Here is a 26,350-nt window from a genome sequence, read left to right as displayed (position 1 = left end):
GGCGTGGCATGGACAAGGCGCACGGCACTGGCTATTCTGGCTCGTAGCGGGGCGTATGCCCCCTGCTGAAAACTGTGAGGTGCGGCAACCGTTTGAGGCGGTTGCGCAGGGAGGAATATGGCTGTCCCCCGTAAGGTGCTTGGTATTGGCGCGGCCCTGGCCGTGCTGGTGGCGGTGGCTCTTTTGTGGCAGTGGTGGCTTGGGCACAGCGGCGACCGCCTTGTGCTCTACGGCAATGTGGATATCCGCCAGGTGGATCTTGGCTTTCGCGTCAGCGGGCGCATTGCAAAGGTGCTGGTGGACGAAGGCGATGGCGTGGCCCCTGGTCAGCCGCTTGCCCTGCTGGACAACGATCTGCTGACCCAGCAGCGCGATCAGGCTGCCGCAGAGCTTGAAAAACAGCGGGCCTCGCTTGTGCGGCTTGAGCGCGGCTACCGGGTGGAGGAAATCGCCCAGGCGCGCGCGGCGGTGAGCGGCGCGGCCGCGCTGGCCGAAAATGCGCAGATTAACCTTAACCGCGTGGCTGCCATGCGCGCCACCAACGCCATTTCGCAAAAAGACATGGACAATGCCCGCGCCCAGTACCGCGAGGCCAGCGCAAAACTGCATTCCAGTCAGGACCAGCTCGACATGCTGCTTGCCGGTTACCGCGAAGAAGAAGTGCTGGCGCAAAAAGCCGCCGTGGCCGCCGCAGAAGCTGCCTTCAACCACGCAGAGATACAGCTGCACGACGCCACTCTTGTGGCCCCGCAAAAGGGCGTGGTACTCACCCGTGCGCGCGAGGCCGGAGCCATCGTGCAGGGCGGGCAGACCGTGTACACGCTCACGCTTACCGATCCCCTGTGGCTGCGGGCCTATGTGGACGAGCCCAACCTTGGGCGCGTCAAACCCGGCATGCAGGTCAAAATACAGGTGGATGCCGCGCCGGGCAAAAGTTTTTCGGGCACTGTGGGTTTTATTTCGCCCACGGCAGAATTTACGCCCAAAACCGTTGAAACGCGCGAGGTACGCACGGCTCTGGTCTACCGGCTGCGCGTGCAGGCAGAAGACCCGGATAACGTCATGCGGCAGGGCATGCCAGTGACCATTATCCTGCAGGATGCCCCCGCGCCATGAGTTCGTGCGCTGATGAGGGGCAGGCGGTCTGTCTTGAGGGGCTGGTCATGCGTTTTGGCAAGGGGCGCGAGGCCGTAACCGCTCTTGACGGCGTGAACGCGGTTATTCCCGCTGGGCGCATTACCGGGCTGGTGGGGCCGGATGCGGCGGGCAAAACCACACTCATGCGCATCATGGCCGGTCTTATGCCGCCCGGCGAGGGGCGGGTCAGTCTTTTTGGCTACAGCCCGGCAGAGCTCATGCGCAGCCAGCCCAACAGCATCGGCTACATGCCGCAGCGTTTTGGCCTGTACGAGGATATTTCTGTCATGGCCAACATGCGCCTGCACGCCAGCCTGCGTGGGCTGGAGGGGGCAGAGCGCGACAGCGTGTTTGAAAAACTGCTGGGGTTCACCAATCTTGCGCCTTTTACCGAGCGCCTTGCGGGCAGGCTCTCCGGCGGCATGAAGCAAAAGCTGGGCATTGCCTGCGCCCTGCTGGGGTCGCCGCGCCTGCTGCTGCTTGACGAGCCCGGTGTGGGGGTTGACCCGCAATCGCGCCGCGAGCTCTGGCGCATGGTGCAGGACTTGAGCCAGGACGGCATGACTGTTGTGTGGTCTACCGCCTATCTGGACGAGGCCGAGCGCTGCCCCGGTGTAATCATGCTCGATTGTGGCCGGGTGCTGTTTGCCGGGCCGCCGCAAGAGCTCACCAACCGGGTCGAAGGGCGGGTTTTTTTGCTGCGTGCCGATGCGGGCACGCACAAGAGGGAGCTGGCCCTCTGGACCATGCGCCCCGGCATTGAGGATGCCCTCATCCAGGGCAGCCGCATACGGCTGGTGCTGGCGGCAGACGCCCCCGAATCCCTGCGGCGCGAGGTGCAGGAAAAGGGCGGCGAACCCGTGGCGCCAAGGCTGGAGGATGCCTATATGAGCGCCGTGGGCGGCATCAACCAGAGCCCCTCGCCCTACGGCAAGCTGCACGTGGCGCACAATGGCGGGGCTGGGGATAACGCTGCGGCCGTGACAGCGGCAATACCTTCTGCGGCCATGTCCTCTGCGGTCATGCCCCCTGCGGCAAAGCCTGCAAGCGTTTCCGGGTCTGCCTATCCCATTTCGGCCCGCAATCTCACCAAGCAGTTTGGCGCTTTTGTGGCAGCGCGTGATATTTCTTTTGACGTGCGCCCCGGTGAAATTTTTGGTCTTCTCGGCCCCAACGGTGCGGGCAAATCCACCACATTCCGCATGTTGTGCGGGCTTTCGCGGCCAACTGCGGGCAGCTGCGCCGTGGACGGCGTTGATCTTTTGCGTGCGGGCAGCGAGGCCCGGTCGCGTCTGGGGTACATGGCCCAGAAGTTTTCTTTGTACCCGGATATTCCCGTGCGCGAAAACATCACCATTTTTGCCGAGCTGTACGGCCTGAGCAAGGAGCACCGCGATGTGCTGTTGCCGGGGCTGGCCGAAGCCCTTGAATTGCAGCCCTATCTGCGCAGCCGCACGGGATCGTTGCCCCTTGGGCAAAAGCAGCGCCTGGCCCTTTTGTGCGCCACCCTGCACGAGCCGCCCGTGCTGTTTCTTGACGAGCCCACCTCTGGCGTGGACGCCCGCACCCGCCGTGATTTCTGGAAGCATATTTCGGCCATGACCACCGCCGGGGCGGCTGTGCTGGTGACAACCCACTTCATGGAAGAGGCGGAATATTGCGACCGCATCGCCCTGATCTATCGCGGAGCCATGATCAGCATGGGCACGCCCGACGAGCTCAAGGCCTCATGCACAGAAGTGGCCGATCCCACGCTGGAAGAGGCCTTTATCGCCAGCATTGAAAAGTACGACAGGGAGCATCCGCAGTAGGCGGCAACGTTTTTTCTGTTTCGCAACATACAACCGGCAGCGCCATGCAACGCAGTATCTGGATACGACAGCTATTTGCCCTGGTCGGCAAAGAATTTCAGCAGATCGTGCGCGATCCCTCGTCCTACCTTGTGGCCGGGGTGTTGCCCTTTATCTTTCTGCTGCTCTTTGGCTACGGCATTACCCTTGATGCGGGCGTGCTGCGGCTGGCCGTGCTGGACCAGAGCGGCGGGCGCAACGCCCTGAGCCTTGCAGCCGATTTTGCCCATTCGCCCTGGTTTGCCACGCGGCCAGTGGGCACGATGGCCGAGGCCGGGCGCATGATGCGTGAATCTGCGGTGCAGGGGATTCTGGTGATCCAGCAGGATTTTGACGAGCAGCTGGCGCGCGGCAGCGCCGGGGCTGTGCAGATTCTGGTGGACGGATCGGAGCCCAACACGGCCCAGTATATCCAGAATTACAGCCAGGGGCTGATAATGGCCTGGCAGCGCACGACTCTGCCTGGGGGCGCGGCGGCAGCCCTGCCCATCAATATTCAGTCGCGTTTCTGGTATAACCCGGCGGCCAAGAGCGTGCAGTTTCTTGTGCCGGGGGCCATCACCGTTATCATGACACTTATCGGAACCCTGCTTACCTCGCTGGTATTTGCCCGCGAATGGGAACGCGGAACCATGGAGGCCATGTTTGCCACGCCGGTAAGCCGCATGCAGTTGTTGCTGGGCAAACTGATTCCGTACTTCTGCATGGGCATGTTCAGCATGGCCCTGTGCGCCGTGGCGGCAGTGACGCTGTTTGCCGTGCCGTTTCGCGGATCGTTGTGGGTGCTTGTGCTGTTGTCGTCCGTATTTATGCTCAGCGCGCTGGGGCAGGGACTGCTGATTTCCGTAACCCTGCGCGGGCAGCTGGTGGCGGCGGAGGCTGGTTTGTTTTCCGGCTTTTTGCCTGCCTTGCTGCTCTCTGGCTTTGTTTTTGACATCAACAGCATGCCGCCGGTGCTTCAGGCTCTCACGCGGCTTTTGCCCGCAAGCTATTTCAATACCTGTCTGCGCACCATTTTTTTGACTGGCGATGTGTGGGCAGTGTTTGGCCCAAGCCTGCTTTTTATGGGGCTGCTGGCCTCGGTGCTGCTGGGGCTTGTGTACCGCAACCTTGTCAAAAGGCTGGATGCGTGATGGCAAGGTTCACTCTGCCCCGGCTCAATCTGCGCCGCATGGCCACCATCGTGCGCAAGGAACTGCTGGTTTTGCTGTGCAACAAGGTTTCGCGCATGCTCATCATTGTGCCGCCGCTCATGCAGATTGTGATTTTTGGCTGGGCGGCCACCATGGAAGTGCGCAATGTGGATGTGGCCGTGCTCAACCACGACAGCGGCAACTGGAGCCGCGAGGTGGTGCGCAGGCTACAGGGCTCGCATACGTTTCGCAGCGTGACGTTTCTGAACGCCGAGGCCGAAATCCGCCCTGTCATAGAGCGGCAACAGGCCCTGTTTGTGGTGGTTTTTGACCAGGAGTTTTCTAGGCGTATAGATGCGGGCACGCCCGCGCAGATGCAGGTGATTCTTGACGGCAGGCGCTCCAATGCGGCGCAGATTGCCTCGTATTATCTCGAAACCATCGTGCGCGGCATTGGCGAATCCACGGTCATGGGGCAGGCAGCGCTGGGAGCAGCGGCCAGCGCCCCCCGGCTGGATGTGCGCGTGCGTTGCTGGTTTAATCCCAATCTGGAATTTCAGTGGTTCTTTTTGCCAAATCTCATCGGCATGCTGAGCTTTATGCTGGGCCTGGTGGTGACGGGGCTTTCTGTGGCGCGAGAGCGCGAGGTGGGCACGTTTGACCAGCTGCTGGTATCGCCCGCCACACCCACAGAGATTGCCCTTGCCAAGCTCATACCCGGCTGTCTGGTGGGGTTGGTACACGGAACCATTTTTCTGCTCATTTCTGTTTTTGGATTTGGTGTGCCTTTTACCGGCGCGCTGGTGCTGCTGTATGTGGCCATGCTGGTTTTTGCCATGGCTTCGGGCGGCATCGGGCTTATGGTATCTTCGCTTTCTGCCACGCAGCAGCAGGCCTTTCTGGGGGCCTTTACCATTGGTGTGCCGTGCATTCTCATTTCGGGCGCGGTTACGCCGGTCATCAACATGCCGCCATTCTTGCAATACGCCAGCCAGCTCAACCCCATGCGTCACTTTACCACCATTGTGCAGGGTGTGTTTCTCAAGGATATAACAGTGGCGGCGGCAGCGGTAAATCTGGGCAAGATTGCCTGCATCAGCGTGGTGGCCGTGGGGGTTGCCGTGTGGATGTTCAAGCGCAAGGCCTGAGCGGCGTGCCTGTCTGTTGCGGCGCGCAATCCGTGGGTAATGCCGGGGCTGGCCTATGGCTGGCTTTGGCGCTGTGCGGGCTCAGAATCGGGCTGTGCAGCCCGCTCTGGTTGCGCCGCAGCCTGGCCCTGCTGGGCCGTATGCCCCGTCAGTGAAGCCGGTTTTTTTACAGCAGAAACAGCGGCCCGTGGCATGCGGTGGGCCCTGCCCACAATCAGGGCGATAACCACGATGGAATAGAGATAGCCGGTAAAGCCAACCAGCACGGTGGCATTTTTGGCTATCCAGGTTTTGGGCGTTATGTCGCCGTAGCCAATGGTGAGAATGGTTACATAACTGAAATAAAACAGATCGTTGATGGCCTGATCGCCGGGGCCGAGCCCGTTGAACGAACCAGGCTTGAGAAATTCGATGGTGAGAAACAGAAAATACCCGCAATAGCCGATAAGCAGCAGGCCGCACACCGCCGCATAGACCATCTTGGCGGTAAACATCTTGGCGTTCGCTATCTGGCGGAACACCTCAAACATGATGCTGCCAAAGAAAAACAGGTAGAGCAGCAGCATCTCCACATTCAGGCTTTTGACAAAGATGAGATCCAGGGCTCTGGCCACTATGAGCAGCGCGCCAATAAACAGGGCAAGCCGCAGGATGCGCGGCCTGTTGTCAAACAGAACCAGGGCCGCCAGCAGCTGGATGGGCAGATAGATGGCCTGGGCGTAACCACGGTAAATATCGTTGGGAAACAGAATATTCAGGATGAATATGCACCACAGCGACCCCATGAGCAGTTCAAAACGGATTACATAAAGATGCGCGCGCAGTGCGTGTATTTTTAGCATATGCCCCTCATCTTTCCATAATACAGGCAAGCCTGCCCGCAGGCAAGGGCGGCGCGTCTGCCGTGTGGACAGCCGGGCGGCAGCGCCGTACAGTGCGCATATACGAGATAACTGACGGAGAAAATCATGCTTACAAGCTTTTGGGGTGGTGGTTTGCGGGCGCTGGCCCTGCTTGTGCTGGCTGTTTTTATGGCGGCGCAGGCTCAGGCAGTACCACTGACCACAAAATACTACGGTCTTGATATGCCTGCTGACTGGGTGGTGGTGAGTGGCCCGGTCAAGGTGCAGGAAGCCATTCAGGTGGTGATGGGGCAAAAGGACCACAAAAGTTCGGCCCTGATTATTGTGGGGCCAGCCAATGCAGGCGAAGCAGAGCAGGCAGCCAGGGGCAATGCCAAGCGGCTGGGGGGCTCTGCGCCCGTGCTGCGTAACGGGCAGTGGGAATTTACCTTTGAGCAGAAGGGTGTGAAAGGCTACGGCATTGTGCGCGAGGATGCGCAGTCAAAGCTTTTGCTCATGCTTGTGGTCAGCGGCGACCTGCGCATGGCCAATTTTGTGTACAGCATGCGCGGGCCCTACCGGGCGCTGATGCCGCAGCAGCCGCAAATGCCGCAATAGCCCTGAATTTTTCTGAACCGTTGAATTGCTGGCCGCCCTTGAGCGGCCTTTTTTTGTTGCTCCAGAATATCTTTGTAGGTTAATAAGTATGGAATAATTTATTGGAGGGAGAGTGAAGCAATATCTAGTTTGGATACTTATGCTGTGCGTAATGACATCGGGGTGTTCTGTGGGAATGGCCATGAGCGGCAAAAAAGAGCCACAATTGGGGGCCGTGCGGGTAGGTGCTACACGAGGCGAGGTCGAATTACAGCTCGGTTCGCCTATCGAAATTAGAGAAGAAAATGGCCACAGGGCTGACATTTATGAATACGAAATAGGAAACGAACCTTCAGCTGGACGCGCTATTGGGCATGGTGTGATGGATGTTCTGACGCTCGGGTTGTGGGAGGTCGCAGGGACGCCCATTGAAGGCTTTCAGGGAGATAAGAAAAGGCTGCTTGTAACCTATGATGATAGTGATGTCGTCACTCGAATAGGGTCTATTGCTGTGCCTAAGAAGGCTCCGCCGAAGGAAGAGAAAAAGGATCAAGGCGCAACGACATCTCTTGGCAGCCAAGGGTAGAGGCTCTGTCAGAGAGACAGCCAGAGTTGTAGGCACAAAAAAAAAGGACTTGCGGATTTCTCCGTAAGTCCTTTGATTTTGTATGGAGCCCTTGAGCAGGATTGAACTGCTGACCTCATCCTTACCAAGGATGCACTCTACCGACTGAGCTACAAGGGCGTAGCAACGAAGAAGGTTTCTATACTAACACCGGGTGACCGTCAAGCATTCGCGCACAATTTTTTTATTTTTTTTATAATTGCGCGGTTTACGCGGGTTTTCTGACCAGCCCCATTATGCCAGCATGCCGTGGATGGCGCGAAAAAGCACCCGGCGTGCCTGCGGGCTGGTGTTTTCTGCCGCTTCCTTGCGGGCGGCCACGGCCAGGGCGCGCAGTTCGTCTGCGCCAAGGGCTTTTTTGCCCGGCCTGGCATCAGCCTGCCCGGCGCTGTCTGCCTCTGCTGCAACGTCTGTCGCAATATCTGTCGCAATGTCTGCTGCGGGTTGGGCGTCAGCAGGCCGTGCGGCCAGCAGGGTTTCCACAAGGCCCGCAAGCTCGGCCTCGTCGGCGGTCAAAAGCCGGTCGCGCCACTGCTCGGCCTTGTGCAGGGCGGCTGTGGCTGCGGCAGAAACTTCGCGCCGGGCATCCAGCATGGCCCGGATGGGCGCGGGATCAATCTCGCGCATGACGCGGCCAATAAACTGCATCTGGCGGCGGCGGCCTTCGTGGTCGCCTATGCGGGCGTAGAGTTGCAGCGCTTCCCTGAGATCTGCGGGCAGGTCAAGGTTTTTGACCTCCTGCGGGCCCAGGCGCGTCAGTTCTTCGCCCATGTTTTGCAGGGCAATGCTCTGCCGTTTTTTTTCAGAGCGGCTGGGCGGCAGGGAATCAAAACCCTCGGCCTCGTCGCTATTCTTCCATTGATACTGTTTTTTTCGCGGCATGCCGCCTCCGTCAGATGTAAATGCCCAGCAGCACGCCGATCAGCACGACCGGCGAAATGATGCCGTTGAGTGTAAAGAAAGCCGTGTTCACGTGGCGCAGATCCTGGGGTTTCATGAGCCTGTGCTCCACCAGCAGCATAACGCTGATGCCAAACCACACGATGTACCACGGCCACGAAAGGCCGGCGGCAAAACCCGCCAGCAGCAGAAAAATGGACGTCATGGCGTGCGAAAAGGCCGCCAGCGTCAGGGCCGTGTCTGGCCCAAGGGTGGCAGGCACGGAATGCAGCTCAAAGGCCACGTCAAAATCCATGTCCTGAAAGGCATAATAAATGTCAAAAGCGGCCACCCAAAAGGTGACAGCCCAAAACAGCAGCACCGGCGCAAGCCCAAGGCTTGCGGGGTTGACCGAAAGCCAGCCAGCCAGGGGGGCCAGCCCAAGCGTTGCCCCGAGCCAGAAGTGGCACAGGGCGGTAAAACGTTTGAGCAGGCTGTAAATGGCCGCAAACAGCAGGGCGGGCACGGCAAGCCACAGGCAGACCTTGTTGAGGGCGGCGCAGGAGGCAATAAAGATTATGGCCATCAGCGCGCAAAAGGCCCAGGTCTGTTTTTGGCTGATAACGCCCGTAACCAGGGGCCGCTGCTGGGTGCGCGGGTTGTCGCGGTCAAAGGGCAGATCGGCCAGCCGGTTAAAGGCCATGGCAAACGAGCGTGCCGCAATCATGCCGATGGTCAGAAAAATCAGGCTGCGTGCCGAGGGTACCCCCCGTGCGGCCAAAAAAGCCCCCGCCCAGGCGTAGGGCAGCGCAAAAACAGAATGCTCGATCTTGATCATCCGGCAGATGTCGCCAAACTGGCCAAAAGGCGTGGAAAGTCTGATGCCGGAGAGCGAAAAAAAGCGCATGTGTTCTCCTTAACCGCCGCAATCGGCGGGGTCGCCCTGCAATTTGGCCAGGGCGTGGGGCAGGGCGGGCAGCACTGCGGCAAGGTTTTCCACAACGGCCTTGCGGCTGCCCGGCAGGTTGATGATAATGCTTTGCCCCAGCGTGCCCGCCGCCGCGCGTGATATGACCGCGTGGGGTGTTTTGGCAAGGCTGGCGGCCAGCATGGCCTGTGTAAAGCCCGGCAGGGGCGTATCCAGCAGGGCGGCAGTGGTTTGCGGCGTTATGTCGCGCGGCGAAAGCCCCGTGCCGCCCGTGGTGCAGATAATGTCAAAACCCGCACTCAGGGCAAGTTCTGTAAGCAGGGCCCGCAACTGGGCCGGTTCGTCGGGCAGCAAAAATCCCTGACTATGACAAAGCGGCATGGCCGAACCGATCATCTCGGCAATGGCCGGGCCGCTCAGGTCAAGGCGCTGGCCGCGCGCGCCCTTGTCGGAAAGGGTCACCCAGGCGAGGCTGTGGCCTGTTTTTCTCGCGGTTACTTCCAGCGGGCCTTCGGGCAGATCAGTGAGCGCCGTGAGCAGCAGGCACTGCGCGGCGTGGGCCGCCTGCCAGGGCTCGAGGTCGTTGCCGTTGTTGCCGCCAGACCCCGCAGAAGAAGAGGGCAGGGGCATCCAGGCGCGCCCGGTAACCTTGAGCAGAGCCGTGCCGCAGGCTCCGCAAAAACAAGTGCCTACCCTCAGGTGCGGCACGGCCCACGGTTCGGGAGTCATGAGGCCGTGGCTGCGGCAAAAATCTGTATCCGTGGCGGCAACTGGCAGCAGGGGCAGGCATTGGCCCCGCTTGCAGGCATGGACGTGCAGCAGGATATTCATACTGTGCTCCGAGGAACTGGCCGATGAAGTGCAATCGGATTGGAGTGGGCAATAGATTATTGTAGCCGCAAGCGCAATGGGTTACAAGTCCGATACGCGCCCGGTGTCAGGTTGTGTTTTTGCTGGCACAACTGGCTGGCGCGTTTGCATCTGTGCGCCAATGAGGGCAAGCCCTTTTTGCGCATGCCGCCCTTGCCGCACCGCACTGGTCGGCCCCCCCCCGCGCTGCAAGCGCAGCGTCATTTTTTGTGTTATTGTAAGGAGTTTCTCATGAGTACCCGCAGCCAGGATCAGACCCAGGACCTGAAGGTTCTCGGCACAGGCCGGCTTCAGTCCCCAGAGGGCGGCCCCAGCGTAGCCTTGCTGGAGGCCTTTCCCAACTGCTTTCCCCAGCGCCCCTATGTGATCAGCATCAGCTTTCCCGAATTTACTTCGCTGTGCCCGGTGACCGGTCAGCCCGACTGCGGCACCATCACCGTGGAATACATTCCCGATGAGCTGTGTGTGGAATCCAAGAGCTTCAAGCTCTACATGTTTGCATTCCGCAACCACCAGTCCTTTATGGAAACCATCACCAACAACGTGCTTGAAGACCTGCGCTCACTGCTCAACCCCTGCTGGTGCAGGGTCAAGGGCCTGTTTGCACCGCGCGGCGGCACGCGTATCCACGTGTTTGCCGAAATGTTCAAGGATGGCATGCCCGAAGAGCAGAACCGCCTTGTGCGCGAAGCCGTGGCTGCGTGGAAGTCTGAACCTGATCCGCACCGTCCGTAGGTTTGGCTGCTTTTTGCTTCTGGTTTGCGTGCAGGCCCGAAGCAAAAAGCGGTTTGCAACATGGCCACGGCTTTTGTGACAGGTATGGCGATGCGCACGGCTGCCCGGCGGGCATATCCCGGATTTGTGCAAGGCAGAAACGAGGAAGAATGATCGCTTCTGAAAGCGGCGGCACGCAAGGCCAGGGCTGCCTGCAGCCCAACGCACAACCCGACGTGCAGCCCAATTCTCAGCCCAATTCTCAGCATGGCTCGCAGCCGGGCGGCATTGCACGCACTGCGGCCCTGCTGGGCAGTTTTGCCCTTGTTTCGCGCGTGCTCGGTCTTATGCGCGACATGAGCATGGCCTGGCTTGTGGGCGGCGGTGCAGCAGCCGATGCGCTGGTGGCGGCCATGCGCCTGCCCCACGTGTTGCGGCGTATGCTGGGCGAGGGTTCGCTTTCCATGACGCTCACGGCCAGCCTTGTACACCTTGAGGGTACTAGCGCTGGCCATGCTTCGGGCCATGCGGCGGGCTTGCAGCGCAGCCGCAGCATGCGCCTGCTGGCCCAGGCGCTGGCCGCACGGCTGGGCTTTGTGCTGGCCGTGCTTACCCTTGTTGGCGTGGTTGCCGCCCCCTTGCTTGCCGATGTGCTGGCCCCCGGCTTTTATGGGCCGGAGCGGCAAGAGGCCATTTATCTGCTGCGCATCTGTCTGCCCTACACTCTGGCGGCTGGTATGGCTGCCCTGGGCATGGCCCTGCTGCACAGTCTTGGGGTGTTCTGGCTGCCTGCGGCTTCTCCCGCCCTGTTCAACATTGTTATTCTGCTTTTTGCCGCTGCGGCGGCGGTGGGCCTGCTGCCCGCAGCACCCGCGCTGGCCGTGGGCATGCTGTGCGGCGGGCTGGCCCAGTGGTTTGCCCAGTGGCTGGCTGTGCGGCGTCTGCTGCCGCCTGTTGCTGCACGGCCTGCCTTGCCGGTAGCGGCGGAGAGGGCAGATACCGGGCCAATATCCGAAAATGACCCAGGGCAGGCTGCACTGCGCGCACGTGCGGCATCCCTTGCCTGGCAATGCCTGGGGCGTCTGCCAGCCGGTTTGCTTGGGGCATCTGCGCCGCAACTGGCCATGCTGGCCGCCATGTCGCTGGCATCAAGCCTTGGGCGCGGGCAGGTGGCGGCACTGTATTATGCCGAGCGGCTGCTGGAGCTGCCCTTGGGGCTGGTGGGCGTGTGTCTGGGCATGGCCAGTCTGCCAACGTTGAGCCGCCTTGCTGCGGCAAAAGATTTTTCATCGTTTTGTGGTCAGCTGCAAACGGCCCTGCGCCTTACCCTGCTGCTGAGCCTGCCCGCTGCCGCAGGCCTGTGGGCCGTGGGGCCGCGACTTGTCGAGGGGCTGCTGCGCCACGGAGCCTTTGGCGACAATGCCGCCTACGAAACAGGGCTGGCCCTGTGGGCCTATCTGCCGGGGCTGCCCGCCTTTGCGGTCAACCGGTCACTGCTGGCCGCCTGCAACGCACTGGGCGAGGTGCGCCGCACGGCGGTGAGCGCCGTTTGGGCCGTGGTAGCCACGCTTGCGGTTGGGGCGGCACTGGTCCATAGTCTTTCGGGCAGCCTTGGGGTCATGGCTCCGGCGCTGGCGGTGAGTCTTGGCTTGTGGCTGCAATGTGGCTTTTTGTTGCATATTCTTGCAGGCAGTCTGAAAAAAAATACGGCGGGCGCGGATTCTGGCCCATTTGCTGGGCGGGCCTGCCTGCCCGGCGTTGTGCCGGTAGTGCGGCAGTGCGCGGCAGCGGCGGTTACGGCGCTGGCTGCGTGGCAACTGCTGGAGCTTTTGCGCGGTTGCGGTATATGGTTTGAGCTGAGCGCGGCCATTGCTGGCGGTGCCAGCGCCTGGCTGGCGTGCCTGCTGGCCCTGCGCGATGGTGATGCCCTTACGGCTGTGCGCGCACTGTTGCACCGTCTGTACGGCAGCCCACACAAACATTAAGGAGCGCGGGAATGCTGTTCTCGCGGCAATACATATGCCCCATATAAATCATGTTCTGCGCCGCAGGCTGGCCCTGATTGTCTGGGCTGCCGCACTGCTGCTGTTTCTGCTCATGGGCGTGTGGAACGTCAATGAGGACAGGCAGGAGGCAGAAAACCGCCTTGGCAGCGATGCCGGACGCATGGCGGCGCAGCTGGCGGCCCTGCTTTCGCTGCCCGCCTGGGAGCTGGACGAACTGGCCGCACGCACCATTGTGATGGCTGCCATGGCCGACGAATCCATCTATGCCATCAAGGTGCAGACCACCAAGGGGATGCTGGAAGGGCAGCGGCGCAACTATCAGTGGGAGCCCGTGCCGTGGGATGATGAAATTCCCGAAAACAGCGTGCAGGGCATGAATCCGCTCAAGATGGAAGGCCGCCCCGTGGGCTCGGTGGAAGTGTACCTTTCGCCCCGCATTACCGCAGAAGATCTGGCGCAGAAGGCACGCCGGGAAGTGGCGCGTTTCTGCCTGTCTGCGGCCTTCTGTTCGCTGGTGCTCCTGCTTTTGCTGTGGCACTGGGGTGATCTGGCACGTGTGCGGCTTTTGCTGTTCGAGCGCGCGCCGCTGCGCGTTGGGGGGGCGGGCCAGTCTGGGGCTGCTGTTCCGGCGGATGCCGTTACGCCCGTGGCTGATGCTGCAAAGGTATCGGCCCCTGCGGAGGCGCTATCGGCAAGCCCCGTTGCGGAGGCCGTGCCCGCCGAAGCACAGCAGAGCGATGATGTTGCCGCTGGGGCCGTCATAAGTGCCGAGCTTGGCCGTGCCTTTTTGCGGCGCAGGCCCGAAGCGTGGCGCATTACGGCCGCATTGTTTGACCGAACTTTTGCGCATGCACCGGGGCTTTTGCTGCGGCTTTATACAGCTGATGATGCAGAGAATCTGTGCCGTCTGGGGCGGATTTTGGAGAAGGCCGCACCCTGCGTGGGCGCAGAGCGGCTGGCCTCTGCTGCGCACGCCATGCAGTGGGCTGTAAATGACACGGATGCCGCGTCTGCGGCGCAGGCCGTGGAAGAATGCGTGCTGGCGCTGCGTGAAGTGCTGGAAGCCCTTGAAGGACTCCAGCTCCGCAAAAAAAGCAGGCCCTCGGTTCAAGAGGGCGGAAGATAAGGAGATCATATGGGTTTTTTTTCAGCCATTAAAAAAATGTTTGGCGGCGCGGAGCAGGCCGATGCCACCGCCCCGCAGCAAGATGCAGCTGCCGCTCAGGTTCCCGCAGAAACTGGCGCAGAAGCCGTAGCAGCCGCATCGGTAATGGAACAGGCCGCCCAGCCCTTGGTGGCTGCACCGGCAGACGAGGCCCTTACCCTGCGCCTGCGTGAGGCAGAGCCCAGGCTTTCTGTCTGGCTTGGCATTGTGCTTGAAGGCGTGGACGAGGCGGGCGACCTGCTGTGGCAGCGCCTGTTCTTTTTGCTGCGCGCCCTGGATGCCCCGGAAGCCGAAGCGCAGAATTTTGTGCGCGATTTTCAGGAATGGCTCACCCGCATGGATTACCGGCAGGTGGAGGAATTCCGCTCTGAATTGCAGTACCGCCTTGCTCTGGCGCTGGATATGGAAGATGAGGAAGACGAGCGCAACCGCCTGTTTCTCAAGATCAGCCAGGGGCTTTCGCGCACGCGCGAGCAGTTTGCCAAGGGGCTGGACGCACTTTTTGCCGGGCACGGCGAACTCAACGATGCCTTCTGGGAAGAACTTGAAGAGCTCTTTATCATGGCCGACCTTGGCTATGAGCCTTCCATAGAGCTTGTGGAGCGCCTGAAAGAACGCGCCCGCAAGGAAAAAATCACAGAATCCGCCAAGGTGCGTGAGCTGCTCATGGCCGAGGTGGAAGAAATCTTTCGCGCGCCGCGCCGCATTGCCGCCGTTAACGCGCCCGAAGTGGTGCTGATGATCGGCGTCAACGGTGTGGGCAAAACCACCACCATTGCCAAGCTGGCCCACCGCGACCGCATGCAGGGCAAGAAGGTCATGATCGCCGCCGCCGATACCTTCCGCGCTGCCGCCATTGAGCAGCTACAGGTGTGGGCCGGACGCGTGGGCGCGCTGTTTCACGCGCGTACTGCCGGTTCCGACCCGGCAGCCGTGGCCTACGAAGCCATGGACCGAGCCCTTCAGGAAGGCGTGGACGTGCTCTATGTGGACACGGCAGGCCGCCTGCAAACCAAGGTCAACCTGATGGAAGAACTCACAAAAATCCGTCAGGTGCTGGGCAAGAAGCACGCGGGCGCGCCGCACCGCACCATTTTGGTCATCGACGCCACCACCGGGCAGAACGCCCTTTCGCAGACCAAGCTTTTCAAGGAAGCCGCAGGCATCGACGAACTTATCATCACCAAACTCGATGGCACGGCCAAGGGCGGCGTGGCCATTGCCGTGGCCATGCAGCACCACTTGCCCATCACCTATGTGGGGCTGGGCGAAAAAATGGAAGATCTGCGCCCCTTCAGCGGCGAGGATTATGCCCGCGCCCTGCTGGGTGCAAAAACAGAAGCCTAGGGATACTGCCTTTCCAATCTGCAAGACCGGCCACAGGCCGGAATCGGAGCATGCCATGAGAAGAGCGTTTATCTGTCCGTCCAAGTATGTGCAGGGCGAAAACGAACTGCTCAACCTGGGATATTTTGTGCGCCAGTACGGTACCACGGCCCTGCTGGTAGCCACCAAAAGCAGCGTCAGCCGGGTGCGTGAGGCGCTGGACGCCACAGCGGCCAAATTTGGCGTTACCTTTGTTGAGACCGATTTTCAGGGCGAGTGCTCGCGCGATGAAATTGCCCGTTTGGGCGAGCTTGCCCGCAAGCATGCCTGCCATTGCACTGTGGGCCTTGGCGGCGGCAAGGCGCTGGATACGGCGCGCTGTGTGGCGGCGGGGCAAGGGCTGATTGTTGTTCCCACCACGGCGGCCACAGACGCTCCCACCAGCCATTCGGCGGTGATCTACAAGCCCAACGGCGAAATGGAAGACTACGCCTATTTTCCCCGCAATCCCGATGTGGTGCTGATGGACGTTTCTATCATTGCCGCCTCGCCGGTGCGGTATCTGGTTTCTGGCATGGGCGATGCCCTTTCCACCTATTTTGAGGCACGGGCCACCCTGCGTTCGTGCTCTGCCGTCAACGCGGGGTTGCCCTGCGGCGCACGCACGGGCGATTGCCCGCCCGCACGGGGAACCCTGGCCGCGCAGGCCCTTGCCAGCACCTGCTACCGCACCCTGCTGGAAGACGGCTACAAGGCCGTGCTGGCCTGTCAGGCCAAGATGGCAACACCGGCGCTGGAAAATATTATCGAAGCCAATTCTCTGCTTTCTGGCCTGGGTTTTGAAAGCGGTGGCCTTGCGGCAGCCCACGCCATTCACGATGGCCTCACCGCGCTGGATGAAACCCACGCCTATCTGCACGGCGAAAAGGTGGCCTTTGGCACGCTTGCGCAGCTGGTGCTGGAAAACGCCCCCACCGAAGAAATTGAAGAAGTGCTGGAATTCTGCACCTCTGTGGGCCTGCCTGTATGCCTCAAGGACATTGGCGTTGCGGATATCAGTGCCGAAGATCTGCACAAGGTGGCCCGCAAGGCCTGCCTGCCCGAAGAATCCATCCACGCCATGCCCTTTCCCATTACGGAAGAAGGCGTTGCCGCAGCCATATTGTCGGCAGACGCCCTGGGCAATGCCTACCGAAGCTAGGCGCGTGTGCGGGCGCGGGCCCGCAAAGCTGTAACTGCCAGTAAAAAGGGGGATTCCTGTTTCAGGAATCCCCCTTGTGTTATTGGGTTGGCTTGCAGCCGGGTGCTGCTTATGCGGTGCGGAATTGCAGCTTGCCGTCTGCGGCGTCCACAATCACGCACTGGCCGTCACGAATCTTGCCGCCCACCAGCTCCTTGGCCAGCGGGGTTTCCACGGCCTGCTGCACATAGCGCTTGAGGGGCCGTGCGCCGTACACAGGGTCGTAACCGGCATCGGCAATAAACTTGCGGGCCTCGTCGGTGAGCTCAAGCCTGATCTTGCGGTCTTCAAGCCGCTTGCGCAGGCGGTCGGCCTGAAGATCCACAATGCGGGCGATCTGGTCGCGCCGCAGGGGCAAAAAGACCACGGTTTCGTCCACACGGTTGAGGAATTCGGGGCGAAAATGCGCCCGCAGTTCCTCCATGACCCTTTCCCTCGCGCCTTCCTTGAGCGAGCCATCGGCAGAGATGCCTTCCAGCAGATGCATGGAACCGATGTTGGAGGTCATGATCACAATGCAGTTGCGAAAGTCTACCGTGCGGCCCTGGCTGTCCGTAAGACGGCCATCGTCCAGCAGTTGCAGCAGGGTGTTGAACACATCGGGGTGCGCCTTTTCAATTTCGTCAAACAGTATGACGGAATAGGGCTTGCGGCGCACGGCCTCGGTGAGCTGGCCGCCTTCGTCATAGCCCACGTATCCTGGAGGCGCGCCGATGAGCCGCGAAACGGAGTGCTTCTCCATATATTCGCTCATGTCGAGACGCACCATGTTGTCTTCCGTATCAAAGAGCGCCTCTGCCAGGGCCTTGGAAAGCTCGGTTTTGCCCACGCCCGTGGGGCCAAGGAAGATGAACGAGCCCGTGGGCCGCGCCGGGTCGGAAAGCCCCGCGCGGGCACGCAGCACGGCATCGGCCACGGCTGTAACGGCCTCGTCCTGGCCCACCACACGTTCGTGCAGCTGTTCGCCAAGGCGCAGCAGTTTTTCGCGCTCGGATTCAAGCAGGCGCGTAACGGGAATACCCGTCCACTTGCCCACAATTTCGGCCACGTCGTCGGGGCGCACTTCTTCCTTGAGCAGGCGGGGGCCTTCGCTTTCGTCCCCTGCGCCAGATGCGGCAGCAAGTTTCTTTTCCAGATCAAGCAGCCTGGAGTATTTGAGCTCGGCGGCCTTGTTGAGGTCATAGGCGCGCTCGGCCTGTTCAATTGCCAGCTTGGTCTGTTCGATCTGCTCCTTGATTTCGCGCACATGGTCGATGGAGCCTTTTTCGCTCTCCCACTGCTTGCGCATGTTGGCCTGCTGCGCGCGCAGATCGGCCAGTTCGTTTTCAAGTTTTTCAAGGCGCTCGCGCGAGGCGGCGTCTGTTTCGCGCCGCAGGGCCTCGCGTTCTATTTCAAGCTGCATCACCTTACGGTTCACTTCGTCCAGGTCGGCGGGCAGCGAGTCAATCTCTGTGCGGATCATGGCTGCGGCCTCGTCGATGAGGTCGATGGCCTTGTCTGGCAGCTGGCGGTCGGTGATGTAGCGGTGCGAAAGCACCACTGCCTCAACAATGGCCGAGTCGCTGATGCGCACGCCGTGGTGTACCTCAAAGCGTTCCTTGAGCCCGCGCAGAATGGAAATGGCGTCTTCCACCGTGGGTTCTTCAACCATCACGGGCTGGAAGCGGCGCTCAAGGGCCGGATCTTTTTCAATATATTTGCGGTACTCGTCCACCGTGGTTGCGCCGATGCAGTGCAGTTCGCCGCGTGCCAGCATGGGTTTGAGCAGGTTGCCAGCGTCCATGGCGCCTTCTGTCTTGCCCGCGCCCACGATGGTGTGCAGCTCGTCGATGAACAGGATGATCTGCCCGTCGCTCTTTTCCACCTCGTTGAGCACGGCTTTGAGGCGTTCTTCAAATTCGCCACGGTATTTTGCGCCAGCAATGAGCGCGCCCATATCAAGGGCAAAAAGCTTGCGGCCCTTGAGGCCCTCTGGCACGTCGCCCTTGACGATGCGGAAGGCCAGACCCTCCACGATGGCGGTTTTGCCCACGCCCGCCTCGCCTATGAGCACCGGGTTGTTCTTGGTGCGGCGCGAGAGAATGCGGATAACGCGGCGAATTTCGGCATCGCGGCCAATGACGGGGTCCATCTTGCCCTGGCGGGCGGCTTCCACAAGATCACGGGCGTACTTGGTCAGCGCCTCAAAGGTGTCTTCGGGGGTGGCGCTGGTCACGCGTGCGCCGCCGCGCAGCTCTTCCATGGCTGCCACAAAGCGGGCGCGGGCGATCTTGTATTCCTTGAACACTTCGCCAAGGGGCGAGGAGGGCGCAACATCGGTAAGCGCGGCAAACAGGTGGTCTACGCTTACGTATTCGTCCTTCATGCGGTTGGCTTCGTTCTGCGCATCACCCAGAATTTTTGCCAGCCGCTGGGTAATCATGATCTTGGTGGGGTCCATGCCGCCGCCAGATACAGAGGGCCGCTTGCGCAGCACGCCCTCGATGGCAACGCTGAGCGCCTTGGGCTGCACGCCCATCTGTTCCAGAATGCGCGGCACAATGCCTTTTTCCTGCTGCACAAGGGCCAGGGCGAGATGCTCGGCGTCTGTTTCCTGATGCCCCATGCCTGCGGCAATGCTTTGGGCCTGCCCCACAGCCTCGCGGGCTTTATCCGTAAATTTGTTGATGTCCATAAGCTTCCTCCACCTTGTCCGCACTGTGGCGGACGAAATTTTTGTTATTTCTGGCCGGGAGGCTGCATGCACTCGACCGGCTATTCGTCTTCAAAATGCTGTAATCTGCGCACGTGCCTTTCAAGGGAATCAATGCGCTCCAAAAGATCCACGATAATGGTTCCGCCAAGCACTGGCAGATCAAAATCGCAGCAGATGCGCTCAAGCTTGCGCACTCGGTAGATGTCTACATCGCGAAAAAGGAAGTCTTGCGCCGCGCTGGTGCGGGCATCAATCCAGCCAAGGCCCAGCAGTTCCTGAAGCCTCTCTGGCGCTATGCCTGTGGCTTCGATGAATTCCTGCCAGACCATGACCGTTGAAGGCACGGGCAGTGAAGATTTTTTGGGGGTCATGCTCATTTGTATCCTCCACCAGTAACCGTATCGGTTGCCGCCTGCGGCGGCGCCGCTGGAATACGCATGCAAACCCTGTGTGCAGCCGCCTGGGGTTGCCCGCTGGCGGCTGCCAGTGTGATCCTTATGAACGGGCCTTGAAGGCCGAAATTTCGGCCAGCTTGCTCCACAATTCGCGTTCTTCATCCGTGATCTCGGCGGGAACCCGAATCATGATTTTTGCCAGCAGATCGCCGCGCTTGTCGCCAGCGCCCAGGCCCTTGCCGCGCAGGCGGAACTTGCGCCCGGAGCTGGAACCGGCGGGAATCTGCATCTCTACGCTGCCCTCAAGGGTGGGCACTTCAACCCGTGCGCCCAAAGTGGCCTCCCACGGGGCCAGTGCGAGGTCGCATTGTAGATTGTCGCCATCCACCTTGAAAACAGCGTGGGGCAGATAGCGCACCCGCAAAAACAGGTCGCCCGGCGTGCCGCCCGGTGCGGGGTCGCCCTGCCCGGCGAGGCGCAGCTTTGCCCCCTCGCGTATGCCGGCGGGTACGTTGACCTCAAGGGTTTTTGAGCCAGCGGGCATGTTGATGGACACAGAGCGCGGGCCGCCGCGCAGCACTTCTTCAAGGCTCAGGGCAAGCTCGGCCTCCACATCGCGGCCACGCCGCTGACGCGACGAAAAACCGCCAAAGGGGTCGGGCCCAAAATTGGCCCCGCGCCCGCCTGCCTGCCCGCCAAATGGGCCGCCAAACTGAGCGCCGCCGCCAAACTGGCCACCGCCGCCAAACAGGGTTTCAAAAAAGTCTGAAAATCCCGAACCGTCAAAATTTTTGCCGTTAAACGTGAAATGCACATTCTCAAAGCCCGGTTCACCCTGAAACTGCTGGCCGTGCTGCCAGTTGGGGCCAAGCTGGTCGTACAGTTTGCGTTTTTCCGGGTCTTTGAGCACTTCATAGGCTTCGTTGATTTCCTTAAACTTCTCCTCTGCCTGCTTGTCGCCGGGGTTGAGGTCGGGATGGTATTTGCGGGCCAGCTTTTTGTAGGCCTTGGAGACCTCCTCGGCTGACGCTGCGCGTTCTACTCCCAGAAGTTTGTAATAATCCTTGTACGATACTGCCATGATGCGTGCTCCCCCGTCGGGTCGTTTCCTTGACGTGCGTCCAGAATACACCTGTTCGCCCCGTCTGCCCATAAAAAGTAATGTCGCGTGGCGTATCGTCAATAGGTAAATTACGTGTTTTTGTTGGTATTAGTCAGAGATTTCCACAGTTATCAACAAGAGCCCCCCGAAGACCAGAAGTGGTCAACAGGGGGCTCCTGAACATTTTTTGAGCAGTGCCCTACGGCAGCAAGGGGCCGCGTGAGCCGATGGTGTAAAAGTTGCGGCCCACGCGGGAGGCCCCGTTGAGCAGGGTGCTGCTGAGGCCAAGGTAGTCCGTATCGGCGCGGGAGCCTGTAAAGTCGGCGCTGGCTGCCGCCTCTGCCGACTGGTTGCGCAGGTTCCATGCGCGCATGTCTTGCGCGTGGGCTCGGCTCTGGCCCTGTTGTTCGGCAGAGAGGGCGTCCAGCTCGCCTTTTTCGGCGGTATCCAGATTTTTGTCCAGCGTGGAGCCCGCGTCGGCCTGCGCACCCGATGCCCCGGCCTGTGCGCGTTGTGCGCCGATAATGCGGGCCGCCTCCTGCCTTTTGGCCTGCGCAGCTTCGTACCCTTCGCGCCGTTCCTGTCGGGCGGCCTCGTCTGCCGCCTGTGCGCTCAGCTCTGCCTGCTGGGCGTTGCGGGCTGAAAGCTCGGACTGGTATTCTGCCTGCTGTCGGCGGCCTTCTGCCTGTTGCACCGCGCTGACGGTTCCGGCGGCGGCCCCGGCAAGTGCCACGGCGGCGCTGATCATGGCGGCGGTGCTGGTTGCTATGGCCATTGGTTGCCCTCCCTGATGTTTTCTGCCGTTGTATCGGGCTGCGGCGAGAGTTTTTTGTGCCAGACGGTTTCTGTGGGCTGCGCGCCAAGGCGGCGGTAGAGCGCATGGCAGGGGCGCGATGCGGGCGAACTGTACTGCACAAGTTCCACCCCCCGTGCCGCAAGGGCTGATTCCGCATGCCGCAACAGGCGCAGGGCAAACAGCCCGCCCCGCGCCCACGGGGCGAGATACAGCCCGTCCAGCGCGGCCAGCAGCGTTTGCGGGCGGTGGGGGCAATCCACCAGTGTAAAGGCCGCATAGCCTGCCAGCGGTGCGGTGGCCGCTGCGCCCTCCGTGCTTGCGGCGCGCTGGTCTGTCCCTGTCTGCCCGCGCGCGGCGCTGATATGCAGCATGCCCAGCCGTTCAAGTGTGGCGTAGCGGCTGTGGTCAAGCGTGTAGTGCTGCGGCCCGTGCAGGGGGGCTTCCACCTCATCCCAGTGGGCCGCCGCCAGTTGCCCGGCTTCCTGCGCCAGATGCGAAAACAGTTCTGTGGTGATGGTCAGCAATGCGGGCTCCTTTTGCGGTGTCAGGCAAAGGTGATATCCAGCGTGAGCGCCAGAATGCGGAAGGGCAGGGGCCGTTGCTGCACCAGCCAGATGCTGGCCTGATTGTCCCATCCGCCGCTGGGGGCACAGGCCAGGTCGCCGGAAAATGGCTGCACGGCCTCAGCCCAGCGTTCTGGCATAAAGGGCAGATCGTAGAGCTCTGAGCGGCTGGGGCCGTACTGCCCGCCCACGCTGCGGTAGAGGCGCAGTGAGCACGTGCCGTAGGCGCGGCTTTGCGCCAGTGTTGTGCCCGAACTGAGGTCACTCTCGACCGGCAGCGGTGAAAGCACCGATGCATAGGGCAAACCGGCCTGTACCAGCGTGGCGGCATAGGGCAGTTCTATGCTGCCACCGCGCACCACGCAGCCTTCCACAGGGCTGCCGTCGGCCAGAACCGCCAGGGCGCAGCCTTCAAGATGTTCCAGCCCAGCCACCTCTCGCGTGGGCGTGCTGGCGCGGATGCTGAGCCCGCAATCCACAAAATAGGCTTCGGCAACGGGCTGGCTGTCGGCCCAGACCGGGGCCAGGCGTTCGAGAAAATAGCGCGTGCTGCCCGCAACGGTTCGCTGCACCACCATGACCAGGGCATCCCCGCCCTCATCGGCCACCGCCGCCACAGAGAGAACCTTGCCGTCTGTAATGTGGCGCGACCAGCCCCAGATGTCGTGTTCCTTCATGTAGGTAAAGGCCAGCAAGAGGCCGTCGTCGCGCACGCACCAGATGGTTGAGCCGGGCGTCTGCTGGTAGGCCCACTGTTTGATGGTGTGGCCTTCAAAGAGGTGCGGTGCAAGAATGGAAAGGTCGTTGCCCGCGTAGCCGTCTTTTTCCAGCGAATAAAAAAGGTCGCGCACGCGCGAGCCGTGGCGTTGCACGTGCAGCACCGAGTTGCCGATGATGATGGGCGCAAGCCCTGCGCTGCCCCAATACGACTGGGCCGTGGTGCTGACCTTTTGCGGTGTGATGGCCGAACCATCGCCGCCGCTTGCCTTGTATTCGCTGCCCGACGTGCCCACCAGCAGATCGCCAAAACTGGCCACCCATGTGACGGAATCAATGGAGCCGGAGGCAATGAGGTATTCCACCGGGTCATCGTCCTGCAGGGGGCGCGACTTGCGGAACGATTCAAAATCGCCCGTGCGCGACATGTAGAATGCCTGTGGCGTGCCCGGCGTTGCGGCCAGCACCATACGCTGCTGGTGAAATGCCACCACGCCGGGGTTGTTGCCGTCGGCAAAGGGGTTCCAGTCTTCACGCGGGGTATCTGTGGTGTCTGCCTTGTAGTTCTGGTCGCTGAAGCTGGTGCCGGAAGAAACACCGATAAATCCAAAGTAGCCCGCTTCTTCCCGGTAGATGTTGTATTCCGCCGCACCGGCCACAGCGGGCCAGCTTATGCTGGTGCTGTTGCCCACCACCCAGTCGGAGGGGTGGCGTGCGTTGGGGCATTCCCCGGCGGCGGAGGCAAGCGACTGCCTGCCGTTGGCATCCACCGCTGCCACCTTGTAGCGCAGCGTGTAGCTGCCGCCGCTGCCGGTAAAAGACAGCCCCGGCGCTGCCGGTGCGGGCAGGGAGGTGTTCAGATGCACCTCTTCAATGCTCCAGGCATAGGATCCGCCCTCGGCATCGCGCCGCACAATCTTGTGCAGAGGGTAGGCCGGGTGGGCCAGATAGACCACATCGCCCACCTGCGCGTGGCAGATGTCGAGCAGGTCTTGCGCAGCGTAGGGTGTGGGTATGACCGGTGAAGCGGTAATGCCGCCGGTGGTGGCGATGCGCAGTGATTTTTCTTCCAGTACGAGAATGAAATTCTGTGAGGGCAGGGAGCTGAAGCAGAAGGGCAGAAGCACCGCGCTGGCCTCAAGCGCTGCAAGAAAGCGGGTTCCGGGCCGCCGTGCCACATCGCCATGCAGGCCGGGCAGCATGTTTTCCATGCAGGCCACGCAGTTGCGGTAGCGCGAGAGATCGTACCGGGCCGAAAGTGTGGGCGATATTTCGCCGCCAGTAAAGTTTTGCAGGGCTATGCGCATGACTGCTCTGCCTGCGTACTGCTGGTTGCTGGCGTGGTGGCGGCAGGCCAGGGCGTTTCCGCGCCGCCGCCGTCCCAGGGCGCGCCGGGCTGGTCGGGCAGATCACGCAATGCCGCGCGGTAGGTTTTGACCTTCTCCAGCGCCTCTGCCGTGATGGGGTAATCTGGCAGCAGCATTTTGTCGGTGTCGGCAAGCCGGGTATCGCGGGCAGAGCGCAGGGCCGCAAAATGCTGGGCTGTTGTAAGGGGCGGCAATGTGTCTGTGTATTCCAGCGTGTCACCATCCTCCAGAAATGGCTGGAATTCAGGGGCATCCGGCCCGATGCTTTTTACAGCGCCATTTGCGCCCCTATGTATTTTATACATACTCATGCGCCATACTCCGTTAAAACAATTGATGATACCAATGATCCACCAAGTAGGCGTGACGACTGCCCATTAACAGATATTGGGTAACTATTGTTATTAGTGCCAACGCGTACACTAATCGTATGAGCTGCCGTATCTCCTAGCTGTAGAGCTGGTAGGCGCAATCGTAGTGTTTCAAATTGTCCGGCTCCGCCGTTTGTTACTACCCCAGATACAATAGCATCAGGAGCAGAGTCTTTAAATGCCGCAGCTAACAACCAAGTTGCGCCGTTATAACAAGTGACGTGTAATGTAATATCTACGTCAATTTTGCTATTTGTAGATTTAGGAGTGATAGACGCTGACATAAGTTGCGCTCCCTCATTTATTTGAGGGATTGTGTCATCAAACGGTATAACAGCAGTTGTGGACGAGTATCCTCCAGTAGGATAAAAAACGCGCTGCAAAACAATGTTGGCCTTATTGAGATCAGCATTACTGAAATCGGTATTAAGCTTACCATTCAGGGCAGCCATGTAATTAGACCAGTCAAACATGCTGGCGCTGTTTTGGGCAGACGCTACAACTACAAAATGGCGCAGGCGCACACCGTCTGTCAGAACAGTGGTAACGTCGTTGCGGTATCGTCGGCATCCACATCGCCGTCCATGTCCAGATCAATGCTGCTACAGGCGCAGTTGGCGGTTCTGGCATCGGGGCAGGCATCGCAGTTTTTGTACTGCCGCAGGCATTTCTGGCGGGCCTGCTGGGCAAGATCCTGCACCCACCGCAGGGAAACCCCGTAGTTGGTCAGGCCGCCGGGGTCGGCGGGGTGGTCGGTGAGGCCGCCCTCCCACTGGGCGGTAAAGGTATGGGCGGTTTCAAACTGACTGGCAGACATGGCGCACTCCTTTGTTTTCGGGTGGCCGCACCGTGCGGCGTGAGCACAACATGCCAAAAAGCGGGCCGCACGTAAGACTGAAACGTTTCAGTAACGCAGAACCCTTGTCTGAAGCCGATCGGACGGAAAATAGCGGCGAAAATGGTTTGGAAGTCGCAAAAAAAGCCAGCAAAAACGCTGGCTTAAAATTTTTTCGAGGATTGCGGTCTGGTGCGGATCAACTGGCGTCACCGGGCTGGCGGATTGCCTGCCGGGCGGAATCGCCCAGCCTGAGAATCAGCCGGGCATGCGGGGGAACGGAATTTTCCTTTTTCAGTATCTGCCACACCCTGCGGTCAGATATGCCGTGGCGGCGGGCCAGGGTCGCCACGGCTGCCGTGCTGCTTGAGCCGCGCCGCGTGCTGTGCGAAAAGTCCTTTATGATGTTGCGCTGGCGCAGGCGGTTCATCAGTGCTGTGCAGCGCGGCACATAGATGCTTGTGCCGCCAAAAACCGTCATAAGCTTGCGCAGGCACGCTACCCCCAGATTCTTGCGCAGCACGTGGCCTTTGCTCTTGGGCAGGCTGCGCGGTATGCGGATACTCTGGCCGCCAAAGGCGTGCAACAGCCGCCAGAACTGGCGCATATCGCCAATCGTTCTCCAGATAATCCTGACAGTTTCTGGCAAGTGAGCAATAAGCTCCGTCCACTGACATTCCTCGTCGTCCCAGTTGATGGTATTGCCCCAACTGCCTTTTCGTCTGCGGCGGGTGTGCTTTTCATCCAGCGCATTTTCTGGGGGCGTTTTATCTTCCTGGGGCAGTGCCGGTTCTTCCCCGGCAGGCACGGCTGCCTCTGAATGCCTATTGGTCATGGCGCGTCTCCACAATGGGACATGTACGCGCCACTATACGGTGCAGCGGCATGGCTGGCGTACTGGGCGGCGTTTGCGAATGCGGGCACGTCTGGGCGTTACAACCCGGATCTCCCTGGCTGGCCAAGAGGCGCAGGTGGTCAATGACCAGACGCAAAACCGGTTGCTGGAATGCACACACGCCAGAGTGTAAGGAATCCAGCACAGCGCTAAG

General features: G+C 60.8%; 25 protein-coding genes and 1 tRNA gene. 11 read left to right on the top strand and 15 right to left on the bottom strand.

Features of this window, described 5'->3' with window-relative positions:
* Positions 1–117: 117 nt before the first annotated feature.
* The 4 genes from hlyD to ACE3NW_RS02935 are packed head-to-tail and all read left to right on the top strand — an operon-like array spanning position 118 to position 5,268.
* Complete coding sequence (gene hlyD / locus ACE3NW_RS02950; protein ID WP_374280194.1) at positions 118–1,116, top strand: secretion protein HlyD; 999 nt, start codon at positions 118–120, stop codon at positions 1,114–1,116.
* Complete coding sequence (locus ACE3NW_RS02945; protein WP_374280192.1) at positions 1,113–2,948, top strand: ATP-binding cassette domain-containing protein; 1,836 nt, start codon at positions 1,113–1,115, stop codon at positions 2,946–2,948. Before hlyD ends, ACE3NW_RS02945 begins: the two co-directional genes overlap by 4 nt.
* Before the next feature lie 44 nt (positions 2,949–2,992).
* Positions 2,993–4,120 carry an ABC transporter permease gene (locus tag ACE3NW_RS02940; RefSeq protein ID WP_374280190.1) on the top strand — a complete coding sequence of 376 codons (1,128 nt, stop codon included), beginning with the start codon at positions 2,993–2,995 and terminating at the stop codon, positions 4,118–4,120.
* Positions 4,120–5,268, top strand: coding sequence for an ABC transporter permease (locus tag ACE3NW_RS02935; RefSeq protein WP_374280188.1), 1,149 nt, complete (start codon positions 4,120–4,122; stop codon positions 5,266–5,268). The genes ACE3NW_RS02940 and ACE3NW_RS02935 overlap by 1 nt, the downstream gene beginning before the upstream one ends.
* Before the next feature lie 53 nt (positions 5,269–5,321).
* Here ACE3NW_RS02935 and ACE3NW_RS02930 read toward each other — a convergent pair whose 3' ends face one another.
* On the bottom strand, positions 5,322–6,110 hold the full coding sequence (locus tag ACE3NW_RS02930; protein ID WP_374280186.1) for a potassium channel family protein: 789 nt from the start codon (positions 6,108–6,110) through the stop codon (positions 5,322–5,324).
* 126 nt (positions 6,111–6,236) lie between these two features.
* Here ACE3NW_RS02930 and ACE3NW_RS02925 point away from each other — a divergent pair, with 126 nt between their 5' ends.
* Together ACE3NW_RS02925 and ACE3NW_RS02920 are read left to right on the top strand one after the other, a co-directional pair.
* Positions 6,237–6,728, top strand: coding sequence for a hypothetical protein (locus tag ACE3NW_RS02925; protein ID WP_374280184.1), 492 nt, complete (start codon positions 6,237–6,239; stop codon positions 6,726–6,728).
* 181 nt (positions 6,729–6,909) lie between these two features.
* Positions 6,910–7,293, top strand: a complete 384-nt coding sequence (locus tag ACE3NW_RS02920; RefSeq protein WP_374280182.1) for a hypothetical protein — start codon at positions 6,910–6,912, stop codon at positions 7,291–7,293.
* An 83-nt stretch (positions 7,294–7,376) separates the two neighbouring features.
* Here the strand turns inward: ACE3NW_RS02920 and ACE3NW_RS02915 are convergent.
* From ACE3NW_RS02915 to ACE3NW_RS02900, 4 genes are all read right to left on the bottom strand, one after another.
* Positions 7,377–7,452: transfer RNA gene (locus tag ACE3NW_RS02915), tRNA-Thr, on the bottom strand.
* A 114-nt stretch (positions 7,453–7,566) separates the two neighbouring features.
* Positions 7,567–8,214 carry a ribosome biogenesis factor YjgA gene (yjgA, locus tag ACE3NW_RS02910; RefSeq protein ID WP_374280180.1) on the bottom strand — a complete coding sequence of 216 codons (648 nt, stop codon included), beginning with the start codon at positions 8,212–8,214 and terminating at the stop codon, positions 7,567–7,569.
* Between the two features lie 10 nt (positions 8,215–8,224).
* The gene (locus ACE3NW_RS02905) at positions 8,225–9,118 is read right to left on the bottom strand and encodes a 4-hydroxybenzoate octaprenyltransferase (protein WP_374280178.1); all 894 of its coding nucleotides are present in this window, start codon (positions 9,116–9,118) and stop codon (positions 8,225–8,227) included.
* 9 nt (positions 9,119–9,127) lie between these two features.
* The gene (locus ACE3NW_RS02900; RefSeq protein ID WP_374280176.1) at positions 9,128–9,970 is read right to left on the bottom strand and encodes a MogA/MoaB family molybdenum cofactor biosynthesis protein; all 843 of its coding nucleotides are present in this window, start codon (positions 9,968–9,970) and stop codon (positions 9,128–9,130) included.
* A 270-nt stretch (positions 9,971–10,240) separates the two neighbouring features.
* On the opposite strand from ACE3NW_RS02900, the gene queF reads away from it, so the two are divergent.
* The 5 genes from queF (at position 10,241) to ACE3NW_RS02875 (ending at position 16,421) form a co-directional block, all read left to right on the top strand.
* A complete protein-coding gene (queF, locus tag ACE3NW_RS02895; protein WP_374280174.1) occupies positions 10,241–10,744 on the top strand; it encodes a preQ(1) synthase in 504 nt (167 codons plus the stop codon).
* 149 nt (positions 10,745–10,893) lie between these two features.
* Positions 10,894–12,708 (top strand): lipid II flippase MurJ, encoded by a 1,815-nt coding sequence (locus ACE3NW_RS02890; protein ID WP_374280171.1) that lies wholly within the window; start codon positions 10,894–10,896, stop codon positions 12,706–12,708.
* A gap of 34 nt (positions 12,709–12,742) precedes the next feature.
* The gene (locus tag ACE3NW_RS02885; protein ID WP_374280169.1) at positions 12,743–13,855 is read left to right on the top strand and encodes a hypothetical protein; all 1,113 of its coding nucleotides are present in this window, start codon (positions 12,743–12,745) and stop codon (positions 13,853–13,855) included.
* 9 nt (positions 13,856–13,864) lie between these two features.
* Positions 13,865–15,241 carry a signal recognition particle-docking protein FtsY gene (ftsY, locus tag ACE3NW_RS02880; RefSeq protein ID WP_374280167.1) on the top strand — a complete coding sequence of 459 codons (1,377 nt, stop codon included), beginning with the start codon at positions 13,865–13,867 and terminating at the stop codon, positions 15,239–15,241.
* A gap of 55 nt (positions 15,242–15,296) precedes the next feature.
* The gene (locus ACE3NW_RS02875) at positions 15,297–16,421 is read left to right on the top strand and encodes a glycerol dehydrogenase (RefSeq protein ID WP_374280165.1); all 1,125 of its coding nucleotides are present in this window, start codon (positions 15,297–15,299) and stop codon (positions 16,419–16,421) included.
* Positions 16,422–16,530: 109 nt separating this feature from the next.
* Here the strand turns inward: ACE3NW_RS02875 and clpB are convergent, their stop codons facing one another.
* The 10 genes from clpB to ACE3NW_RS02825 all read right to left on the bottom strand — a co-directional run bounded on the left by clpB (position 16,531) and on the right by ACE3NW_RS02825 (position 26,136).
* Positions 16,531–19,134 (bottom strand): ATP-dependent chaperone ClpB, encoded by a 2,604-nt coding sequence (clpB, locus tag ACE3NW_RS02870; RefSeq protein WP_374280163.1) that lies wholly within the window; start codon positions 19,132–19,134, stop codon positions 16,531–16,533.
* An 80-nt stretch (positions 19,135–19,214) separates the two neighbouring features.
* A complete protein-coding gene (locus ACE3NW_RS02865; RefSeq protein ID WP_374280161.1) occupies positions 19,215–19,532 on the bottom strand; it encodes a chaperone modulator CbpM in 318 nt (105 codons plus the stop codon).
* A 118-nt stretch (positions 19,533–19,650) separates the two neighbouring features.
* Positions 19,651–20,631, bottom strand: a complete 981-nt coding sequence (locus ACE3NW_RS02860; protein ID WP_374280159.1) for a DnaJ C-terminal domain-containing protein — start codon at positions 20,629–20,631, stop codon at positions 19,651–19,653.
* A gap of 220 nt (positions 20,632–20,851) precedes the next feature.
* A complete protein-coding gene (locus ACE3NW_RS02855) occupies positions 20,852–21,427 on the bottom strand; it encodes a hypothetical protein (RefSeq protein WP_374280157.1) in 576 nt (191 codons plus the stop codon).
* Positions 21,418–21,972 (bottom strand): GNAT family N-acetyltransferase, encoded by a 555-nt coding sequence (locus ACE3NW_RS02850; RefSeq protein WP_374280155.1) that lies wholly within the window; start codon positions 21,970–21,972, stop codon positions 21,418–21,420. Before ACE3NW_RS02850 ends, ACE3NW_RS02855 begins: the two co-directional genes overlap by 10 nt.
* Positions 21,973–21,992: 20 nt before the next feature.
* Positions 21,993–24,035: a hypothetical protein gene (locus ACE3NW_RS02845; RefSeq protein WP_374280153.1), complete on the bottom strand. Its 2,043-nt coding sequence runs from the start codon at positions 24,033–24,035 to the stop codon at positions 21,993–21,995.
* Positions 24,026–24,406: a phage tail assembly chaperone gene (locus tag ACE3NW_RS02840; protein WP_374280151.1), complete on the bottom strand. Its 381-nt coding sequence runs from the start codon at positions 24,404–24,406 to the stop codon at positions 24,026–24,028. Before ACE3NW_RS02840 ends, ACE3NW_RS02845 begins: the two co-directional genes overlap by 10 nt.
* Entirely contained in the window at positions 24,403–24,918 is a 516-nt protein-coding gene (locus ACE3NW_RS02835; RefSeq protein ID WP_374280149.1) for a hypothetical protein, read from the bottom strand. Before ACE3NW_RS02835 ends, ACE3NW_RS02840 begins: the two co-directional genes overlap by 4 nt.
* Before the next feature lie 80 nt (positions 24,919–24,998).
* Complete coding sequence (locus ACE3NW_RS02830) at positions 24,999–25,283, bottom strand: glycosyl hydrolase 108 family protein (protein WP_374280147.1); 285 nt, start codon at positions 25,281–25,283, stop codon at positions 24,999–25,001.
* Between the two features lie 217 nt (positions 25,284–25,500).
* Positions 25,501–26,136 carry a Mor transcription activator family protein gene (locus tag ACE3NW_RS02825; protein WP_374280145.1) on the bottom strand — a complete coding sequence of 212 codons (636 nt, stop codon included), beginning with the start codon at positions 26,134–26,136 and terminating at the stop codon, positions 25,501–25,503.
* Positions 26,137–26,350: the final 214 nt, after the last annotated feature.

Origin of the sequence: Desulfovibrio sp. (assembly GCF_041907885.1) — a bacterium.
Classification (GTDB): domain Bacteria; phylum Desulfobacterota; class Desulfovibrionia; order Desulfovibrionales; family Desulfovibrionaceae; genus Desulfovibrio.
Note: the sequence above shows the minus strand (reverse complement) of the source record. Positions and strands in the feature narration are given on the sequence as shown.

What these genes read in the sequence shown, in the direction of transcription:
- hlyD (WP_374280194.1), top strand. Translation starts at nt 118, where the DNA reads ATGGCTGTCCCCCGTAAGGTGCTTGGTATTGGCGCGGCCCTGGCCGTG.
- ACE3NW_RS02945 (WP_374280192.1), top strand. Translation starts at nt 1,113, where the DNA reads ATGAGTTCGTGCGCTGATGAGGGGCAGGCGGTCTGTCTTGAGGGGCTG.
- ACE3NW_RS02940 (WP_374280190.1), top strand. Translation starts at nt 2,993, where the DNA reads ATGCAACGCAGTATCTGGATACGACAGCTATTTGCCCTGGTCGGCAAA.
- ACE3NW_RS02935 (WP_374280188.1), top strand. Translation starts at nt 4,120, where the DNA reads ATGGCAAGGTTCACTCTGCCCCGGCTCAATCTGCGCCGCATGGCCACC.
- ACE3NW_RS02930 (WP_374280186.1), bottom strand. Translation starts at nt 6,110, where the DNA reads ATGCTAAAAATACACGCACTGCGCGCGCATCTTTATGTAATCCGTTTT.
- ACE3NW_RS02925 (WP_374280184.1), top strand. Translation starts at nt 6,237, where the DNA reads ATGCTTACAAGCTTTTGGGGTGGTGGTTTGCGGGCGCTGGCCCTGCTT.
- ACE3NW_RS02920 (WP_374280182.1), top strand. Translation starts at nt 6,910, where the DNA reads ATGAGCGGCAAAAAAGAGCCACAATTGGGGGCCGTGCGGGTAGGTGCT.
- yjgA (WP_374280180.1), bottom strand. Translation starts at nt 8,214, where the DNA reads ATGCCGCGAAAAAAACAGTATCAATGGAAGAATAGCGACGAGGCCGAG.
- ACE3NW_RS02905 (WP_374280178.1), bottom strand. Translation starts at nt 9,118, where the DNA reads ATGCGCTTTTTTTCGCTCTCCGGCATCAGACTTTCCACGCCTTTTGGC.
- ACE3NW_RS02900 (WP_374280176.1), bottom strand. Translation starts at nt 9,970, where the DNA reads ATGAATATCCTGCTGCACGTCCATGCCTGCAAGCGGGGCCAATGCCTG.
- queF (WP_374280174.1), top strand. Translation starts at nt 10,241, where the DNA reads ATGAGTACCCGCAGCCAGGATCAGACCCAGGACCTGAAGGTTCTCGGC.
- ACE3NW_RS02890 (WP_374280171.1), top strand. Translation starts at nt 10,894, where the DNA reads ATGATCGCTTCTGAAAGCGGCGGCACGCAAGGCCAGGGCTGCCTGCAG.
- ACE3NW_RS02885 (WP_374280169.1), top strand. Translation starts at nt 12,743, where the DNA reads ATGCCCCATATAAATCATGTTCTGCGCCGCAGGCTGGCCCTGATTGTC.
- ftsY (WP_374280167.1), top strand. Translation starts at nt 13,865, where the DNA reads ATGGGTTTTTTTTCAGCCATTAAAAAAATGTTTGGCGGCGCGGAGCAG.
- ACE3NW_RS02875 (WP_374280165.1), top strand. Translation starts at nt 15,297, where the DNA reads ATGAGAAGAGCGTTTATCTGTCCGTCCAAGTATGTGCAGGGCGAAAAC.
- clpB (WP_374280163.1), bottom strand. Translation starts at nt 19,134, where the DNA reads ATGGACATCAACAAATTTACGGATAAAGCCCGCGAGGCTGTGGGGCAG.
- ACE3NW_RS02865 (WP_374280161.1), bottom strand. Translation starts at nt 19,532, where the DNA reads ATGAGCATGACCCCCAAAAAATCTTCACTGCCCGTGCCTTCAACGGTC.
- ACE3NW_RS02860 (WP_374280159.1), bottom strand. Translation starts at nt 20,631, where the DNA reads ATGGCAGTATCGTACAAGGATTATTACAAACTTCTGGGAGTAGAACGC.
- ACE3NW_RS02855 (WP_374280157.1), bottom strand. Translation starts at nt 21,427, where the DNA reads ATGGCCATAGCAACCAGCACCGCCGCCATGATCAGCGCCGCCGTGGCA.
- ACE3NW_RS02845 (WP_374280153.1), bottom strand. Translation starts at nt 24,035, where the DNA reads ATGCGCATAGCCCTGCAAAACTTTACTGGCGGCGAAATATCGCCCACA.
- ACE3NW_RS02840 (WP_374280151.1), bottom strand. Translation starts at nt 24,406, where the DNA reads ATGAGTATGTATAAAATACATAGGGGCGCAAATGGCGCTGTAAAAAGC.
- ACE3NW_RS02835 (WP_374280149.1), bottom strand. Translation starts at nt 24,918, where the DNA reads ATGGCTGCCCTGAATGGTAAGCTTAATACCGATTTCAGTAATGCTGAT.
- ACE3NW_RS02830 (WP_374280147.1), bottom strand. Translation starts at nt 25,283, where the DNA reads ATGTCTGCCAGTCAGTTTGAAACCGCCCATACCTTTACCGCCCAGTGG.
- ACE3NW_RS02825 (WP_374280145.1), bottom strand. Translation starts at nt 26,136, where the DNA reads ATGACCAATAGGCATTCAGAGGCAGCCGTGCCTGCCGGGGAAGAACCG.